This is a genomic window from Micromonospora sp. HNM0581, assembly GCF_012726175.1.
In the GTDB taxonomy this organism is placed as follows: Bacteria; Actinomycetota; Actinomycetes; order Mycobacteriales; family Micromonosporaceae; genus Micromonospora.
This window is the reverse complement of record NZ_JAASAD010000011.1, coordinates 127,628-144,806: the sequence shown is the minus strand read 5'-3', so window position 1 is coordinate 144,806 and position 17,179 is coordinate 127,628. Positions and strand designations below refer to the sequence as shown.

At 71.3% G+C, this 17,179-nt stretch carries 13 protein-coding genes and 1 pseudogene; 8 read left to right on the top strand and 6 right to left on the bottom strand.

What is annotated here, in order from left to right:
• Positions 1–249: 249 nt before the first annotated feature.
• Positions 250–1,413 (bottom strand): annotated as a pseudogene (locus tag HCA58_RS23575) (adenylate/guanylate cyclase domain-containing protein); the annotation flags it as partial.
• A gap of 192 nt (positions 1,414–1,605) precedes the next feature.
• On the opposite strand from HCA58_RS23575, the gene HCA58_RS15440 reads away from it, so the two are divergent.
• The 5 genes from HCA58_RS15440 to HCA58_RS15420 all read left to right on the top strand — a co-directional run bounded on the left by HCA58_RS15440 (position 1,606) and on the right by HCA58_RS15420 (position 10,064).
• Positions 1,606–4,479, top strand: a complete 2,874-nt coding sequence (locus HCA58_RS15440; RefSeq protein WP_169598526.1) for a LuxR family transcriptional regulator — start codon at positions 1,606–1,608, stop codon at positions 4,477–4,479.
• A gap of 105 nt (positions 4,480–4,584) precedes the next feature.
• Positions 4,585–5,445, top strand: a complete 861-nt coding sequence (locus HCA58_RS15435; protein ID WP_240956253.1) for a DUF5995 family protein — start codon at positions 4,585–4,587, stop codon at positions 5,443–5,445.
• 262 nt (positions 5,446–5,707) lie between these two features.
• Entirely contained in the window at positions 5,708–6,100 is a 393-nt protein-coding gene (locus tag HCA58_RS15430; RefSeq protein WP_205808708.1) for a hypothetical protein, read from the top strand.
• 110 nt (positions 6,101–6,210) lie between these two features.
• On the top strand, positions 6,211–8,301 hold the full coding sequence (locus tag HCA58_RS15425) for an APC family permease (RefSeq protein WP_205808707.1): 2,091 nt from the start codon (positions 6,211–6,213) through the stop codon (positions 8,299–8,301).
• Positions 8,302–8,492: 191 nt separating this feature from the next.
• On the top strand, positions 8,493–10,064 hold the full coding sequence (locus tag HCA58_RS15420) for a hypothetical protein (protein ID WP_169598524.1): 1,572 nt from the start codon (positions 8,493–8,495) through the stop codon (positions 10,062–10,064).
• An 83-nt stretch (positions 10,065–10,147) separates the two neighbouring features.
• On the opposite strand, the gene HCA58_RS15415 is transcribed toward HCA58_RS15420, so the two are convergent.
• The 5 genes from HCA58_RS15415 to HCA58_RS15395 form a co-directional block, all read right to left on the bottom strand.
• Positions 10,148–10,354 carry a hypothetical protein gene (locus HCA58_RS15415; RefSeq protein WP_169598523.1) on the bottom strand — a complete coding sequence of 69 codons (207 nt, stop codon included), beginning with the start codon at positions 10,352–10,354 and terminating at the stop codon, positions 10,148–10,150.
• 169 nt (positions 10,355–10,523) lie between these two features.
• Positions 10,524–11,348 (bottom strand): helix-hairpin-helix domain-containing protein, encoded by an 825-nt coding sequence (locus HCA58_RS15410; RefSeq protein ID WP_169598522.1) that lies wholly within the window; start codon positions 11,346–11,348, stop codon positions 10,524–10,526.
• A gap of 226 nt (positions 11,349–11,574) precedes the next feature.
• Positions 11,575–12,924, bottom strand: a complete 1,350-nt coding sequence (locus HCA58_RS15405) for an NAD(P)/FAD-dependent oxidoreductase (RefSeq protein ID WP_169598521.1) — start codon at positions 12,922–12,924, stop codon at positions 11,575–11,577.
• 12 nt (positions 12,925–12,936) lie between these two features.
• Entirely contained in the window at positions 12,937–13,284 is a 348-nt protein-coding gene (locus tag HCA58_RS15400; protein ID WP_169598520.1) for a TcmI family type II polyketide cyclase, read from the bottom strand.
• Positions 13,285–13,376: 92 nt separating this feature from the next.
• Complete coding sequence (locus tag HCA58_RS15395; RefSeq protein WP_169598519.1) at positions 13,377–14,216, bottom strand: BTAD domain-containing putative transcriptional regulator; 840 nt, start codon at positions 14,214–14,216, stop codon at positions 13,377–13,379.
• 404 nt (positions 14,217–14,620) lie between these two features.
• Between HCA58_RS15395 and HCA58_RS15390 the strand changes: the two genes are divergently transcribed.
• From HCA58_RS15390 to accB, 3 genes are read left to right on the top strand one after another with little or no spacing between them, the layout of a single operon-like run.
• The gene (locus HCA58_RS15390) at positions 14,621–14,947 is read left to right on the top strand and encodes a TcmI family type II polyketide cyclase (protein ID WP_169598518.1); all 327 of its coding nucleotides are present in this window, start codon (positions 14,621–14,623) and stop codon (positions 14,945–14,947) included.
• On the top strand, positions 14,944–16,638 hold the full coding sequence (locus HCA58_RS15385) for an acetyl-CoA carboxylase carboxyltransferase subunit alpha (protein WP_169598517.1): 1,695 nt from the start codon (positions 14,944–14,946) through the stop codon (positions 16,636–16,638). Before HCA58_RS15390 ends, HCA58_RS15385 begins: the two co-directional genes overlap by 4 nt.
• Entirely contained in the window at positions 16,635–17,171 is a 537-nt protein-coding gene (gene accB, locus HCA58_RS15380; protein WP_169598516.1) for an acetyl-CoA carboxylase biotin carboxyl carrier protein, read from the top strand. The genes HCA58_RS15385 and accB overlap by 4 nt, the downstream gene beginning before the upstream one ends.
• Positions 17,172–17,179 lie beyond the last annotated feature (8 nt).

Sequence of the window (17,179 nt, the reverse complement as noted above, 5' to 3'; positions counted from 1 at the left end):
CTCCGCCCCGCCCCGCCCCGCCCCGAAGGACCCGGTGAGCGTGCGTACGTAGGCCACCGCCCGTCCGGGGTTGCCGCTGACCACGGCGGTCAGTCGGGCCGCCGATCCGGTCGGTTCACCGGCCAGCCGCAGCAGCCGACGCAGGAGCCGACCGGTGGTGACGGTGTCGAGCGGTGGCAGCCGGACCCGGGCCACCCGGCGAGTGGCAGAACCCGGCTCCTCGGCGGCGGTCGCCACCAGAGCAAGCGGCAGGTCACGTTCCTCGGCCAGGTCGACGAGTGCGGTCAGGTGGCGACGCAGCGCCGGTGCGGCACGGTCGAGATCGTCGACGGCGACCACCACCGGTTGCCGCCGCGCCAGACTCAGCAGCACCTCTCGCCAGTACGTCACCGCCCGGGCCGGAGTGACAGTCATCCCGAGCAGATCGTCCACCGTGTCCAGGGCCGGCGTCAGCAGGGCCGCCGGCACCAGACCGGTCAGGGCGGCGGCGAGTCGGCGGCGTATCGTATCGATGTCCTCACCGTCCCGGGCCTTTGCCAGCCCGCGGACCAGCTCCGCGACGGGCTCCAGCGGCTGCGCTGGGTAGGGCGGGCAGGCCAGCTGGCACCACCGCACCGGGACTCCGCTGAGCGAGCGGGTGGTCCGGACCAGTTCCCGCAGCAGGCGGCTACGTCCGCTACCGGCCGGACCGAGCAACAGGACCCGACGATCGCCGCGTCCGCGTACCGCCTCGGCGAGGTGCGCACGGGCGACGGCCAGTTCCCGCCGCCGACCGAGCAGGGGAAGGTCGTGCCGTGATGGTCGGGGCCGCTCGGTGCCGGTGGCGTACCACACGTCGACCGGCAGCGCCTTGCCGGCCACGGTCACCGCCGGGACCGGGCGCTGCGTGATCAGCCCGACGACGGCCCGGTGGGTGGCCGGGCAGAGCGCCACCCCGCCGGGTGGGGCGTGTTCCTGTAGCCGGGCAGCGAGGGTGATGACCGCACCGCTGGCAACACCGTGCCCACCGTCGTGACTGGCGGCCAGGTCGACCACGGCCTCACCGGTGGCGACGCCGACCCGGACCCGCAGTCCCGGTACCAGCGGGCAGCCGTCGAGTGCCCGCTGGATCTCCAGCCCGGCCCGCACCGCCCGATACGCGTCCCACCCGTCCGTGCGACGCGCGCCGAACAACGCCATCACCGCGTCGCCGACGTACTTCTCCACCGCACCGTCCCACCGTCGCAGCACTCGGGCGACGGCGCCGAAGTACGCCCGTTGCAGGGCACGGACGTCCTCCGGGTCCAGCCGGTCGACCAACCGGGTCGACCCGACGATGTCGACGAAGAGGACCGAGACGGTCCGTCGCTCCTCCGCCACGGGCCAACGCACCCGCCCGCTGGTGAACTGACCAGCGACAACAGCACTGGGCATGGCGGTCGCACCTGCCTCTCTCCCCGTAGCGCCGACGATGTCCGGAGCCTGTCACCGCTGGTCTGACGGCGGATCGGCAAAACGACGTATGTCGGCTGAACGCAACCTTTGGTCGCAATGTCGACGCGATGAGTAGGACAGAGGCGAAGTACCTGTAGAACGGGAACGGAACCTGTGACTAGGCTGCGAGCCATGGCCAGCGACCTGGACACCACTCCGCTCGTGGGTCGGGACGACCTGGTGGCGACGGTACGATCCGCGCTGCTCGACGACGTGACGCCGGGACACACGGCGGCGGTGTTCCTGACCGGTGAGAGCGGCGTCGGAAAGACCCGCCTGCTGCGCGAGGTCGGTGACCAGCTGAGCCGCGGGGATGCGCTGGTGCTGACCGGGTCCTGTCTGGACATCGGTGACGCCTCCCCGCTGCACCCGCTGCGACAGGCCCTGCGCCGCCTCGACACCGACCTGGCCCCGCCGGCTGCGGCGTCCGTTCAGGCGCTGCTCGCCGTGTTCGCCGAGGACGGCGCCGGCCCGGACGGCGCGGGCGCGCTGCTGGAGCGGGTGTCCCGAGGGCTGAACGTGATCGCCGACGGCGGGCCGCTGGTGCTGGTGCTCGACGATCTCCAGTGGGTCGACCGGACGACCCGCCAACTCCTGCTGTACCTGCTCGCTGGCCTCGGCGACCTGCAACTGGCGGTGTTGGCGGCAGTGCGGTCGGAGTCACTACAGGGGGCGCATCCCTTGCGCCGGGTGCTCACCGAGCTACGTCGACTACGGTCGGTGCGGGTGCTTGATCTGGCTCCGCTGGACCGGAACGGCACCGAGCAGCTGGCGACCGCCGTGATGCGTCGACCACCGGCACCCGAGGCGGCCGAACGACTCTGGCAGCGAAGCGGCGGCAACCCTTTCGTGGTCGAGGAGCTCTCCCGGGAACTACGGGACGGCCGCGACGGGCTTTCCGACACCCTGCGCGAGGTCTTCCTGGCCAGGGTGGACGCGCTGCCCCGGCCGGCTCACCGCGCCGTGCACGCGGTCGCCGCCGGAGTCGAACCGGTGGAGCACTGGCTGCTCGCCCAGGTGGTCGAGCTGCCGGAACACGAGCTGCTCGACGCGGTCCGCGCGGCGGTGTCCCACCGGCTACTGGTCGGCTCCGCCGACGGCTATCGGCTCCGCCACCGGCTCGTCGCCGAGGTGCTGGAGGGCGAACTGCTGCCCGCCGAACGGGCGGTGCTGCACCGCCGCTACGCCGAGGCGTTGACCTCGGCGCCGGCCGAGTTGCACCAGGCCCGGCTGGCCCATCACTGGCGGCTCGCCGGTGAGCCGGCACGAGCGCTGCCGGCGGCGGTGGCCGCCGCCGAGGAAGCGGAACGCCTGTACGGCTACGCCGAGGCACACCGGCACTGGTCGGTGGCGGTGCAGTCAGCCGAGGGGTTACCCGATGTCGACCGGGCCACCCTGCTCGGCCGGGCGGCGGAGGCCGCCCACCACTGTGGTGAGTACGCTCGCGCGTTGGCGCTGCTGGAGGAGCTGGCCGGTGCCGACACCGACCTTTCCGCCTGCGAACTGCACATCCGCCGGGCCCGCTACCTGGCCGCCGCCGGCCGTTCCGCGCTGGCCGAGGTGGAGTACGAGCAAGCGCTCACCGTCGCCGACTGCACGCCCGGGCAGCGAGCAACCGTCGCCGCCCGGCTGGCGGAGCTGCTCCTGCAACTCGGCAGGTACGCCGAGGCGGGCCAGCGGGCGCGCGAAGCGCTGGCCCTGGCCGAGCAGGTGGACGGCGCTACCACCGAGATGGTGCTGGCCAGCGCGGCACTGGGCTTCTCCGAGGCGTACCGACAGGACCCGGACGCGGGCCTGGCGGCGTTGCGGCGGGCCCTCGCCATCGCCGAACGAGCCGGTCGTCCTGAGGATGTCGCGCTCGCCTATCTGCATCTGGCCGAGCTGTTGACCGGGCCGCTGAACATCCTCGAAGAGGGCGTGGTGGTTGCCCGCCGAGGGGCCGAGCGGGTCGCCGAGCTGGGATTGGGTCGTTCCTACGAGACCCGCTTACTGGCCATCGCCACCAACGGGCTGTTCCGGGTGGGGCAGTGGGCCGAGGCGGAGAAGGTGGTCGCCTCCGCGCTGCGGCACCGTCCCTCCGGCGCCGATGCCGTCGAACTGCTGCTGGCCCGGTGTCGGCTGTCGGTCGGCTACGGTGACATCGCAGCCGCCGACCGTGACCTGGACGCGGTGGCGACCATCCTGGCCGGCGGCGGTGCCCGGCACGTCATCCCGTTGCTCACCCTGCGGGCCGGGCTGGCCATGTGGCAGGGGCGGCACGACGTCGCCCGGCACGCCGTGCAGCGGGGACTGACCGAGACCCGCTCCGATGATCTGGTCATCCTCGCGGTGCTGGTCTGGCACGGGTTGCGTGCCGAGGCGGAGGCGCACGCCAGCCGCACCGTAGCCGTCGACGACAACGCGGTGCGTCGGCTGCGCGGCATCGCCACCCGGGTGGCGGAACGCAGCGAACGGGCGGCCCGGCCGGTGCGCTACGTGGTCGACGGTTACCTGGCCTTGTGTGCCGCCGAGGTGAGCCGGCTCGACGGGGCCGATCCGGAGCTGTGGGCACGGGCGGCAGCGGAGTGGGACCACCGCAACCATCCGTACCCGGCGGCGTACTCGCGGCTGCGTCAGGCCGAGGCGTTGCTGGCCAGCCGTCGTAAGGCCGCCACCGCCGGGAAGCTGCTGCGTCAGGCGTACCAGGTCGCGCAGGCGTTGGGGGCGGTGCCGTTGACCGAGGAGATCCGTACGATCGCCGGGCGGGCCCGGGTCACGTTGGAGGAACGTGGCGTGGTCGGTGCGGCGACCCCCGGCGGATCGGGTGATGAGGAACTTGCCGCCCTGACCGCGCGGGAGCGTGAGGTGCTGGCCGCCGTGGCCGAGGGGTTGACCAACAAGGAGATCGGCCAGCGGCTGTTCATCAGCGAGCGGACGATCGGTGTGCACGTGTCGCACATCTTCGACAAGCTGCAGGTTCGTACCCGGGTTCAGGCGAGCGCCATCTTCCTGCGTAGCCAGGCGTAGGTGTCGGATACGTCGTTCTACTGATGTCGCTGTCGCCTACGCCTGAGAGGCTGGGCCCGGCGTCGTGACGGGCACGACGACGCCGTCGAGCAGCCTGGAGGGGACATGAGCGAGCGTCAGCTAACGAATCGTCAGCTCGCCGTGGCGGTGCCCCAGGTGGGCGCGCAGCGCAGCGCAGTGCAGCTGTCAGATGGGTGCGGTGAGCCGGTGTGGGGGCCGGTGCACCGGGACATCGTCGACCTGCTCGCGGATCATCCGACCGACGTGCCCGCGGTCGTTGACCAGCTGACCAAGTTGCAGGACATGCTGGTCCGGCTCCCGCCTCTGTTGGACAGCTGCCCGTTGGCCGACTTCAACAGGCTGTATCTCACCATCACCTCGAGCGTGCTGGACGGTCTCTACACTGATCGCTTCGTCGATCCGGTCTTCCTGTCCCGACTGGACGTCGAGTTCGCCGCCCGCTACTTCGACGCCCTACGCATGTGGGGTGACAGCAGCCCGGGCACCCCTCGAGCCTGGACGTGCCTGTTCGAGCGGATGCGGGGGCCGGACGCCCGGCCACTGCCCTCTGCGGCGGCCGGCATCAACGCGCACATCAACTTCGATTTGCCGTTCGCGCTCGTCACCACCTTCGACCACCTGGAATCCGAACCGGTCGACGGCAGTGACCAACATCGGGACTACCTCGAGATCAACAAGATCTTCGCCGACAAGATCCCCGGTCTGCGTCGGGGCTACCTGGAGCAGTGGCAACTGCTGATCGACATGGTCAACGGCGATATCGACGACTGGTACCAGGGCGAGTTGATCAGTTATACGCGTGACGTCGCCTGGCGCAACGCGCAGCGGATCTGGCGCTGCCGGCATGATCCGCACCAGCACGAGCGCGAGCGTCGGCGGCTCGACGAGACTGCCGCCGCGCTCGGTCGGTTGCTGCTGTCGCCCCTCGGGGCGTTTCTGCAGTAGCCGGGACGGGGGGTCCCCGCGTTCCGGGCTGAGGGCGCGGGGACATCCGATCCGATTTCCGGGCGGCAACGTCCGGAGGCGGCCACGGGGGGCCACGGGAAATGGGGGGACCACGGGGAGCAGGGGCCGGCCGGCCCGGGGGGTGTCGGCCGGCCCCTGCGGGGTACGCGGGGACGATGACCCTCGTCTTCCCGCACCGTGCCGCGCGGTCACGACCGTGGCCCGCCGCTGCGCCCCGTCCAGGATGTCCCGGAGTCCGGGGATGACCGTCCAGCGTTTCGAGTTCCGCTTCGCGTCGCGGTTCCGCTGGTTGCTGGCGCTGGTCGGGGTCCGTCCCGGGACCGCCTGGGTGCGGGTCGACTCCGACGAACTGCTGATCAGGTTCGGTCCGTGGCAGCTACGTACCGAGCGGGAGAACGTCGCGGATGTGCAGAGCGGCGGCCCGTACCGCTGGTGGCGGGTGATCGGCCCGCACCTGTCCGGCGCTGACGCCGGTGTCACCTTCGGCACCAACACGGCAGCCGGTCTCTGTGTCCGATTCGTGCGGCCGGTACCGGCCCTGCTACCCGGCGGTTGGCCGCGTCATCCCGGGGTGACGGTCACCGTGGCCGACCCCGCCGACCTGGCCCGGGTGCTGACCGCAGCTGACGGCTGACCGTGGCCGTGGGGCCCGGTGACGGACCCGGTCGGGTGCTGCGTGTCGCGATGCGGTGGGGCCGACCGGACCACCACCTACGGTCTGTTCGACGACGGTGAGGCGGGGGCATGGGGGACGGGACGAGTGCACGGCGGGGCCGCGAGCGCCGCCGCCCGGCGACCGGCGCGGTCGAATCGGAGCTGCGTGCCGCGCGGGACCCGACAGGCAAGGGGGAACGGGCGGGGCGTCGGATCACCGTGCCCGAGCGGGTGGCCGTGCCGTCCGGCCCGTCGGCACCGGAGAGCCGGCTGCGCCGGTGGTTGTTCGTCCACCGGGTGCAGCCGGTCGGTCCGGAGACCGTCGAGGGGCAGGCCCGGTCGCATGCCTGGTGGCGGGTGATGTGCCTGACCGGGGTCGACTACTTCTCCACCCTGTCGTACCTGCCCGGTATCGCCGCCCTGGCGGCCGGTGCCCTGTCGCCGGTGGCGACGCTGCTGATCGTGGCACTGACCCTGTTCGGCATGTTGCCGATGTATCGCCGGGTGGCCCGGGACAGTCCGCACGGGCAGGGGTCGGTGGCGATGCTGGAACGTCTGTTGCCGTTCTGGCGCGGCAAGATGTTCGTGCTGGTGCTGCTGGGATTCGTGGCGACGTCATGGATCGTCACCATCACCCTCTCCTCGGCCGATGCCACCGTGCACGTGCTGCAGAACCCGTACCTGCCGGAGTGGTTCGGTGGAACGAGCGTCGCCGTCGGGGTCACCGTCGTCCTGCTGCTCATCCTCGGTGCCGTGTTCCTGCTCGGCTTCCGGGAGGCGGTGGCGGTGGCCGTCCCGTTGGTGGTCGCCTTCCTCGGCCTGAACGCGGTGATCGTGGGGGTGTCGCTCGTCGAACTGGCCGGTGACCCCCGTCCGTTGGCGGACTGGACCGCGGCGCTGACGGCCGGCGGCGGCCCGGGCGAGGTGGCCCTGACCGCCGCGCTGGCGTTTCCGCTGCTGGTGCTGGGGCTGTCCGGGTTCGAGACGGGGGTCAGCATGATGCCGCTGGTGGCGGGGCAGGGGCCCGACGCGCCGGCCCGGCTGGTCGCCCGGATCCGCAACACCAGGCGGCTGCTCACCGCCGCTGCGTTGATCATGTCGGTCTACCTGCTCTCCTCGACCTTTGTCACGGCGGTGCTCATCGCGCCTGAGGAGTTCGCGCCGGGTGGTGCCGCCAACGGGCGGGCGCTGGCGTACCTCGCCCACGCGCAACTGGGTGAGGGTTTCGGTACCGCCTACGACGTGAGCAGCGTACTGATCCTGTGGTTCGCCGGTGCCTCAGCGATGGCCGGGCTGATCAACATTGTGCCGCGCTACCTGCCGTCGTACGGAATGGCGCCGGAGTGGGCGCGGGCGGTGCGCCCTGTGGTGATCGTCTACACGCTCATCTGCATCGTGCTGACCGTCGTGTTCCGCGCCGACGTCGACGCGCAGGCGGGGGCGTACGCCACCGGGATCTTGGCGATGATGGTCTCGGCGGCGATCGCGGTGGCCGTCGCCGCCGCCGGTCGGCGGCAACGCGCCGTCGCTGCCGGTTTCACGCTGCTCACTGTGGTGCTGCTGTACGCGCTTGTCGAGAACGTGCTCGAGAAGCCGGACGGGATCGCCATCTCCGGGCTGTTCATCCTCGGTGTCATCGCCGTGTCGCTGGTGTCGCGGGTGAGTCGTACCACGGAGTTGCGGGCCGAGCGGGTCGAGTTCGACGAGACGGCGCGGCGGTTCATCGCCGATTCGGTGGCCCACGACGGCCGGCTGCACGTGATCGCCAACAAGCGGCACATCGGGTCGGTCAAGGAGTACACCATCAAGGAGCGCGCCCAGCGGGGTCTGAACCCGGTCCCCGGGGCGACCGACGTGCTCTTCCTGGAGATCGACGTGGTGGATCCCTCCGGGTTCCGCCACGTGCTTCGGGTGTGTGGCGTGGAGGTGGGCGGCTACCGGGTGCTGCGGGCGAGCAGCCCGGCGGCGCCGAACGCCATCGCGGCGATCCTGCTGGCGTTGCGGGATGCGACCGGCGTACGTCCGCACGCCCACTTCGAGTGGTCGGAGGGCAACCCGATCGCCCACCTGCTGCGGTATCTCATTCTCGGTCGTGGGGACACGCCGCCGGTGGTGCGGGAGATTCTGCGCAAATCCGAGCCTGATCCGGCACGCCGCCCTGGCATCCACGTCGGCGGTTGACCAATCACCGCCACCGTTCGGTGACGTGGCCTTTGCACGGATGCGAAGCCGAACGGCTTACCCGTTCACTTATGCCCTGATTTACACCATGTGTCGCCGTACGGTGGCCTCTGGTGGTTGAGGCGAGGTCAGCCACCCCGCGCCCGATTCGGCGCGGCCGTGTTCCGCATGCACGAGAGGCAGGAGCGTTGATGTCCACGTACCAAGGGAGCCGCAGGTCGACCCGACCGGGTCGGCGGTCCCGGTGGCTGCTGGCCGGTGGCCTGGTGGCGGGCAGCCTGGTGGCCGGGGCGGCAGGCCTGACCGTCGTCACCGCCTCGGCTGCCGACGGTGAACCGGCGGCACCGAACCCGGGCCAGCCCGCCGCCATGTTCCAGCACGACCTACCCGAGAGCGACGAGACACCACAGCGCCAGGGCTGGGACCGGCAGCGGCCCGAAGGGCGCCACGGCTCCGGTGTCGCCCCGGACGACCCGGGCGCGGCGACCGGCAGGTCGACCGGGCACCACGGGCGCGCACCCGACGGCACGGTGATGCCGGTTCCCTGTGACTCCGCCCGGCTCGTCGCCGCGCTGGTACGGGCGAACGCCGAAGGCGGCGCCACGCTGCGTCTGGCGGAGAAGTGCACCTACACCTTGCATCACGCGTTCCAGCAACCCGACGAGTACGACGGTGGCATCCGCGACGCGCGGGAGGCCGCCGATGCCGCCGAGAATCCCGGAGACGCCGAGGCACCACCACGCAACCCCGCCGACGACACAGCCGGCCTACCCGTGATCTACCACAGGATCACCGTCGAGGGCTCCGGCGCGAGCATCGTCCGGGGACCCAACACACCTGACTTCCGTTTCTTCACCGTCCGCGACGGCGGCGAACTGACACTCCGGGACGTCACCCTGCGCAACGGCCGTTCAGCGGCGGAGGGTGGCAGCATCCACATCGTGCACGGGGCCACGGCGGTCGTCGAAGGAGTCACCGTCGTCGGCAGCACCTCGATGTCGGCCGAGGGCGGCGGCGGTGCCATCTTCAACGACGGGAACCTCGAGATCAGCGACAGCAGACTGATCGGCAACCGGGCCGCCGGCACCCAGGGCAAGGGCGGGGGTCTGCTCAACGGCGGCGTCATGACCGTGCACCGCACCGAGTTCCGGCACAACAGGGCGGTCAGCTACGGCGGTGGCTTGGCCAACTTCCGTGCCGCAGGTGACGTCCACTCCTCCACCTTCGTGCGGAACTACGCCGGTCAGGGGGGCGGGCTCGCCAGCTTCTCCGCCCGCACCAAGGTCTTCGACACGCTGGTGGCAGAGAACACCGCCGAGGTCGGCGGCGGGCTGGCCAACTCGGACGCGGTGCTGGTGCTGCGGCAACTGACGGTCCGCGACAACGTCGCCGCCGTCAAGGGCGGTGGTGTCTCCACCTTCCAGGGCCTGCTGCCGGTGGACGACAGCGCAATCAGCGGGAACACCACTCGCGGTGACGGTGGCGGCATCCACGCCGAGAAGTCGAACCTGCTCGTGCGGGGCAGCGACATCAAGGGCAACGTCGCGCCCGGTGACCGGTCGCGGGGGGCGGGGATGTTCGTGACGGCAGGTTCGACCTCGCTCTACCGCAGCCACGTCACCGGCAACAACTCAACCGCCGAGGCTGGCGGAATCCAGGCCGAGCGGGCCCAGATGAAGATCGACGACGACAGCGTCGTCGTCGAGAACGCTCCGACCAACTGTGTGGGAAGCAAGGTGCCGGTGGCGCACTGCTTCCGCTGAGCCGGAGTTCGGCACCGTACCCGAAACATCGACAAGGCTCGTGTCCGACGCCGGACACGAGCCTTGATCGTGTGTCACCGGGGTCACTGAGACGGCTGGGGCAGTTCGCAGTCGACCTTCGGATTGGCGCCGACGTAGTTGAGTGGCCCGGCGGCGATGGTCACCAGGATCGTACCGACCTCGGCGCAGTTGGCTTCCTCGTCGTTGTAGTAGCCGCGCTGGCCCGCAGCGATGGCACCGATGACGAGCCAGATCACCACGAGGACTCCGAATATCGACGTGCCGCGCATAACTTCCTCCACGAGACGGTTCGGGTTGCCAGGTTCGGGACTTGTACCCAGGCGCGTCGAGTGGCTAACGGCGGCGGCCGTCGGTCGAGGAGCGGTCACCGGGACGGCGTGCACCGAGCCGCCGGTGCGGGGCCCACGAGGCGTCCCGCGACCGGCGGCTTCCGGGTTCTCAGGCTTCGCTGTCAGCCTGGGCGGCCAGCACCTTCGCCTGCTGGGGCCAGCTGGCGAGGCTGGCGGTGGCACGTAGCCCGGCGCTTCTGACAGTCTCCCGCAGCGCCGCTTCGTCCAGGTCGGCAAGCTGCCGGTAGGTCCGGATGCCGGCGCCGTGCAGCGCCGCCGCCATCTTCGGCCCCACTCCCTGGATGCGCCGGAAGTCGTCGGCCTCGCCAGTGCCCCCCTCAGCGGCCGTGACCGGCTCGGCCACGGTGACCGGCTCGGCTGGCTCGGGTGCGGCGACGGGGTCGGCTGCGACCGGCGTGTCGGTGGCCGGAGCGGCCGTGGTGGATACCGTCTCGGATCCGGTGGTGATCGTCGGCCGGACCGGCGGGGTGGCGGTCACGGGCCGAGGTTCGGAGGTCGCGTCCGCCGTCGGTCCACTCTGGACGGACGGCGGGGCGACGTCGTCCATGTCGGGTTCGGTGGCCGGCGTCGCCTCGGCGGAGCCGTGACCGGTCTCCGGCTTCCCGCCGGTGCCGGCCGTCGGCTTCGCGTCGGCGGCCGGGGGCGCGTCGGCTTCGGCCGCCGCAGTGGTGGTTCCGCTGTCCGCAGGTGCGGCGGAAGCGGACTCGGTCGTCGGTTCGGTGACGGCGGTAGCCTGCGTGGTCCCGGTGGTTGCCGGGGCCGCCCCGCTCGCCTCGGCGGTCACGCCGCTCGCCGCACCGGCCGTCGGAGCGGGCGGCTCCGCCCGCCGGCCGCGAAGCAGTACCCAGCCCACCGCCAGCCCGGCCAGCAGCGCCACGAGCAGTATCAGCCAGCTCCCGAAGGACTCGCCCACGGTATCCCTCCCTGAGGTTCACGTCCGGATCGTCGCGAGAAAAACTCGCCGCAGCTTCGCATACGCGCGACGGGGACGACAGACAGCCCAGGTAACAGTCCGTACCGGACGGGTGGAGGCTACGGCAGGTGTCCGGCACGGAACTGACGGTGGGGTGACCGTGGTGCGTGACGTCGACCGTGCCACGGCCCCGGCACCACGGCGGGTGCCGGGGCCGCGACGAGGATCAGTCCTGCTCACCCCGGTAGGTGTAGAAGTCGTCGACGAACTTGCGTCGTAACCGGGGAACCCGGCTGGTGACCCGGAAGTATCCCCGGGCACCGAGCAGCGCGAGCCGGCCGAAAACCGGCTGGTACATGCGGTCGTCACCGTTGGTGCCGCTGCGGCCCAGCGAGTCGGCGACCCTTGCGAAGCCGTACGGCACCATCGCCGCCTCGTAGTCGGCAACCGCCTGCAGCAGCGTCTTCTCACCGGTGGTGGCGAGGAGCAGCTGACGCCGTAGCAGGTTCGCGTCGCGCAGGGCGGTGTTGGCGCCCACACCCCGTCCCGGTGTCATCGTGTGGATCGCGTCACCGAGAAGGGTGACCGTACTGCTCTTCCACGGGGGCACCGGCTCCGAGGTGGATACCCGGATCGGCAGGGCGCTGTCCGGGTCGGCCAGGCTGAGCAGCTCCCGCAGGTGAGGATGCCAGTTGCCGGTCAGCTCCAAAGCAACCTTGATCAGTTCCGTGCCCCGGCGGCGCATGACGTCCGACGGGAACCGGCGGGCCGTGCTCCACACCACCAGGTTGATGTTGTCGCGGGTGGGGTCGTGCCGCAGCCCCGACCAGTCGGCGAGCAGTTTCGCATCCGCCGAGCTGGTCTCCGGTTTGAGCCGCCCGTCGCGATCCCACTTGAACTCCATCACGTGCAGTACACCCATCACGCCACCGGTGCCGAAGATCAGCGAGATGCCCCGCTGCACGCTCTCCGGCAGCAGTGATCGGGTGTGTGCGGTGAGGGGCACCCGGGAGGCGATGTTGACCGTGCCGGCGTCCCGGATGACGGCGTGCGGCAGGTACTGACGGCGGACCGTCGAGTGCGTACCGTCCGCCGCCACGAGCAGGTCACCGCTGGCGGTGCCACCGTCGGCGAAGTGGGCGGTGACCGTGCCGTCGTCGTGCTGCTCGTACCGGGTGAAGGCGCGGTCGAAGTGCACCACGTCATCGAGGCCGGTGAGCAGTACCTGCCGTAGCGTCATCCGGGCCACGGACCGTTCCGTGTCGACCGGGTGGGTGTCCGGTCGGAGCGGGAAGCACGCGGTGTGGCGCATCTTCTCGCTCAGCACGTTGAAATAGCGGGGCGAGCGGGCGCAGGTGGCCAGGTAGATCTCGAACAGCTCCGGCGGCAGGCAGTCACGCAGGGCCCGACTACCGGTCGGACCGATGCCCACCCGGTAGCCGAGCAGTCCCTCGCCACGTGCCCGGTGTCGTTCGTAGACGGTCACGTTGATCCCGGCCCGGCGTAACCCGTGCGCCAGGCAGAGGCCACCGGTGCCGGCACCGATGACCAGGACGTGCGGTGCGCGGGTCGTCATGTTCCCGCCCGGTCAGCCGGCCACACGCGGAGCCGGAACGTCCGCGCCGTCCCAACGGTAGAAGCAGTTGGCGATCGCGTCGCGTGGCGAGCGCCAGGTGGGCAGGTACGGCGAGGTGTGCGCGGACAGGCGCTCGTTGACCTGCTGGTACAGCGGGTGGTTGCGGGCCGCCGCGAGGGCGTCCGCGCCGACGTCGTCGGTCTCCATCAGGTGTACGCACAGGTCGTGTAGGCAGTACAGGGACCGGTGACGTACCCCGGTCAGGCTCGGCAGTTCGGTCTCGTCGGACTCGGCGAAGATCTGCGCCACGCGCCCCTCCGCGCCCGGGATGATTCTGCTGACGATGACTAGACGGCTCATCGAATCCCTCTCACCGGTGGTTCGGCCCGGCACACCCACCGGATGCCGGGCCGCTCTGGTCCCACCCTGCCGGCCGGGCAGTCACCTGCCCGTCAACGTCCAGGATCGGTGCGGTGACGCATCGTCGTCGGGCCGCCGGAGGTGGTGCGGGTGACCAGGTGCCGGCGGGGTCCGCCGGTCGGCCGACTTGCCTGGCGGATGGGTTCGAGGGTCTCCGCGAGCAGCGCGCTCATGGCCGGTGACGGCTCCAGCCGCAGTTCGCGTAGCAGTAGTTCCCGGTAGACGTAGTAGGCGTGTACCGCCTCGAAGGCGTTTCCCTCGGCGAGGTGGATACGCACGACCAGCCGGTGTGGTGTCTCGCGTAGCGGTTCGGCGGACATCGCCTCCAACGCCGCTTCCAGGGCCTCGCCGTGCCGCCCGGCGGCCAGGTGCTGGCCGGCCACCTGTTCCAGCATGTGCAGTCGAAGCTGGCGCAGCCGTTCGCGGTCGGCCAGCACCCAGTCGTCGTACCAGCCGGGCAGTAGGTCGTGCCGACCGGCGGCGAGCGCCTCGGTGGCGTCATCGGGGGCGTGGCCGTCCCGAACCCGGCCGGCCGTGTTGACGAGCAGGTCGACATCGACGCGGACCAGCGGGTCGAGGCGGACGGTGTCCGCGGCGGTGGTCAGCGGGCAGTACGGATCCTGACGCAGTCGCCACAGCGCGGTCCGTAGTGACGACAGCGCTCGTTCCTCGGTGGCTTCCGGCCACAGCAGACCGGCGAGGTGGGTACGGGTGGCGCCGGGGCGTAACCCGATCAGCGCGACGATCCGTTGCAGTCCGCGGGGCACCACCACCGGTGTGTCGCCGTGGGTCAGGCGGAATCCGCCGAGCAGATGCAGCCGGATGTCGGCGTCGTGTTGACCTGTGGTGGGCGTGGGCGGAACGGCGGCCACGGCGGCACCCCCTGCGGAACGCGTCGACTGCGGGTCTCGGCCGGGTCCGGCGTGGCCGCCGTGACGCCACCGTCGACTCGTCGTGCCGTCGTGCCGTCGTGCGCGGGGTGCGGTGCCGGGTCTGACCGCTACGAAAGTTATCAATAGCCGTTACTCTGAGTCAACGATTTTGTCGGTAATGCAACCCCGCACCTTCTGTGAGACGCCCTCTGAACTGGCCAATCTTGCTGACGGCAGCTACCGGTGCTGCTCAGCTGAACCACAGCTTGCGTCAACACAGCGTCACTGACGCTGGTGCCTGCCGGGGGTGTCGGTGACGGCCGGGTGACGCGGTGCTCCGCATCCTGGCAGCAGCCGTCCGGACCTATCCGGTGGCGTCCGACCGGCCTACGGGGAGGACCAGCATGGACCGAACGCTCATCGTCGCGAAGGTGGTCCCGACCGCCGAGTCGGCGGTCGCCGGGATCTTCGCCGAGTCCGACACGACCGAACTGCCCCGCCTGGTCGGGGTCCGGCATCGTTCGCTGTACCGCCTGCACGACCTGTACCTGCATCTCGTCGAGACCGATTCGGCCGGCGACGATGCGGTCGAAGCAGTCCGGCGACACCCGGAGTTCGTCCGCGTCAGCAGTCGGCTGAGCCCGTACATCTCGCCGTACCTGCCGGACTGGCGATCGCCCCGGGACGCCATGGCACGCTGCTTCTACCGCTTCGACGGGCGCCGACCGTGACCGCCGCCGCCCCGTCGAGCGAGACGCTGTGGTCCCGGTGCGGCGGCTGTGCCGCACTGCTCTACCGCAAGCGGCTTCGCCGCAACCTCGACGTCTGCCCGGAGTGCGGACTGCACGCCCGGCTCGCCGCCCCGGAGCGCGTCGACCAGCTTGTCGACCCCGGATCGTTCCGGGCGCTACCGGACCACGTGGTCGAGGTGGATCCGATCGGGTTCGTCGACGCCCTGCCCTACCCGCACCGGCTCGCTGCCGCCCGCACCGACACCGGCCTGTCGGAGGCGGTGCTGTGCGGCACCGCCACGGTCGGCGGATCGCCCTGTGCCCTGGCGGTGATGGACTTCCGATTCCTCGGCGGCAGTCTGGGCTGCGCCGTCGGAGAGTTGATCACCTGTACCGCCGAGCAGGCGTTGACCGCAGGCGTTGCGCTGGTCCTGGTCACCGCCTCCGGCGGCGCCCGGATGCAGGAGGGCGCGCTGTCGTTGATGCAGATGGCGACGGTCAGCCAGGCGATGGCCGCGCTACGCGAGGTCGGCCTGCTCACCATCAGCGTGCTGACCGACCCTACCTACGGCGGGGTGGCGGCCTCCTTCGCCACCAGCGCCGACCTGGTGCTTGCCGAGAGCGGCGCCCGGATGGGCTTCGCCGGCCCCCGGGTGATCCGCCAGGTGACCGGCCGCGACATCCCGGCCGGATTCCAGACCGCCGAGTTCCTGCTGCGGCACGGCCAGGTCGACATGGTGGTACCCCGGCACGCGCTGCGCGCCCGACTGGCGACCCTGCTCGCCGCCGTCGCAAGCCCGACGACGATCCGGTCCGGGGTGACCGCCCCACCGCCCGACGCGGCCCGCCCGGGCCGACCGTTGCGGTCACCAGCCCGCGACGCCTGGGAGACGGTACGCCTGGCTCGGCACCCGGGCCGCCCCACCACCCTGGACTACCTGGAGACCACCTTCGACGGCTTCACGGAACTGCACGGTGATCGGCTCGGCGGGGACTGCCCGGCGGTGGTGGGTGGGATGGCGCAGCTCGCCGGCCGGCACGTCATGGTGATCGGCCACCAGAAGGGACACACCACCGCAGAGCTGGCCGCCCGCAACTTCGGCATGGCCACCCCGGCGGGCCACCGCAAGGCGTTGCGGCTGATGCGACTGGCGGCCCGGCTCGGACTGCCCGTGGTGACCCTGGTCGACACCCCGGGGGCCGACCCGGGCTTCGAGGCGGAGGAGCACGGTCAGGCGGCGGCCATCGCGGAGAACATCCTGACGTTGAGCATGCTGCCCACACCGGTGGTTGCCGTGGTGACCGGAGAGGGCGGCAGCGGCGGTGCGCTCGCCCTGGCGGTGGCCGACCGGGTGCTGATGCTCCAGCACGCGGTCTACTCGGTGATCAGCCCCGAGGGTTGCGCTGCGATCCTCTGGCCGGGTCGTGCCGCTGCTCCGCAGGCGGCCCGGGCGCTGCGGTTGACGGCGCCGGATCTGTGCCGGCTCGGGATCGTCGACGAGGTCGTTCCCGAGCCGGCAGGCTCAGCCGCCGACGACACCGAGGCGACGGGACGAGCCGTCCGCCACGCGCTGCTGACGAACCTGTTGCCCCTGATGGAGGTGCCGGCGGTGACCCTCGTCCAGCGACGGCGGCAGCGCTTCCGCCGCTTCGGCGCCGCCCGTGCCGCAGCCCCGGCAGGTGCCCGATGAGCGGCGTTCCCACGGCCGGCGACGCACCGGCGGTCGACCTCGGCGGGCACCGGAGCACCGACGCCCTGGCCGAACTACGCCGCCACGCCCAGCAGGTCATCGTCGAACTGACCGCCCCGGTGTGCCGCCTGCGGTTGCGCCTCGGTGAGGCCGAGCTTGAGGTGGAGTGGGACCGGCGGGCCGGACCGCAACCGGGGCTCCCGCCGGACACCACGGCTCCGGGCGTCGCCGCACCTGCCCCCCGCACCGCGGCGGACCCGCCGGTGGCACCGCCACCTGCGGTTCCGGCGGCCCGTACCAGCGTCCACTCACCGATCGTCGGCACCTTCTACCGGTCGCCGCAGCCGGGGACGGCACCCTTCGTGGCCGTCGGTGACCTGGTCCGGCCCGGGCAGGTCGTCGGCATCGTCGAGGCGATGAAGCTGATGAACGAGATCGTGGCGGACCGACCTGGTCGGGTCGTCGAGATCCTGGTCACCGACGGACAGCCGGTGGAGTACGACCAGCCACTCGTCGTCCTGGATCCGGCCTGAGGTGGTGC

What these genes read in the sequence shown, in the direction of transcription:
- HCA58_RS15405 (WP_169598521.1), bottom strand. Translation starts at nt 12,924, where the DNA reads ATGACGACCCGCGCACCGCACGTCCTGGTCATCGGTGCCGGCACCGGT.
- HCA58_RS15420 (WP_169598524.1), top strand. Translation starts at nt 8,493, where the DNA reads ATGTCCACGTACCAAGGGAGCCGCAGGTCGACCCGACCGGGTCGGCGG.
- HCA58_RS15400 (WP_169598520.1), bottom strand. Translation starts at nt 13,284, where the DNA reads ATGAGCCGTCTAGTCATCGTCAGCAGAATCATCCCGGGCGCGGAGGGG.
- HCA58_RS15415 (WP_169598523.1), bottom strand. Translation starts at nt 10,354, where the DNA reads ATGCGCGGCACGTCGATATTCGGAGTCCTCGTGGTGATCTGGCTCGTC.
- HCA58_RS15435 (WP_240956253.1), top strand. Translation starts at nt 4,585, where the DNA reads ATGAGCGAGCGTCAGCTAACGAATCGTCAGCTCGCCGTGGCGGTGCCC.
- HCA58_RS15390 (WP_169598518.1), top strand. Translation starts at nt 14,621, where the DNA reads ATGGACCGAACGCTCATCGTCGCGAAGGTGGTCCCGACCGCCGAGTCG.
- HCA58_RS15440 (WP_169598526.1), top strand. Translation starts at nt 1,606, where the DNA reads ATGGCCAGCGACCTGGACACCACTCCGCTCGTGGGTCGGGACGACCTG.
- HCA58_RS15430 (WP_205808708.1), top strand. Translation starts at nt 5,708, where the DNA reads ATGACCGTCCAGCGTTTCGAGTTCCGCTTCGCGTCGCGGTTCCGCTGG.
- accB (WP_169598516.1), top strand. Translation starts at nt 16,635, where the DNA reads ATGAGCGGCGTTCCCACGGCCGGCGACGCACCGGCGGTCGACCTCGGC.
- HCA58_RS15425 (WP_205808707.1), top strand. Translation starts at nt 6,211, where the DNA reads ATGGGGGACGGGACGAGTGCACGGCGGGGCCGCGAGCGCCGCCGCCCG.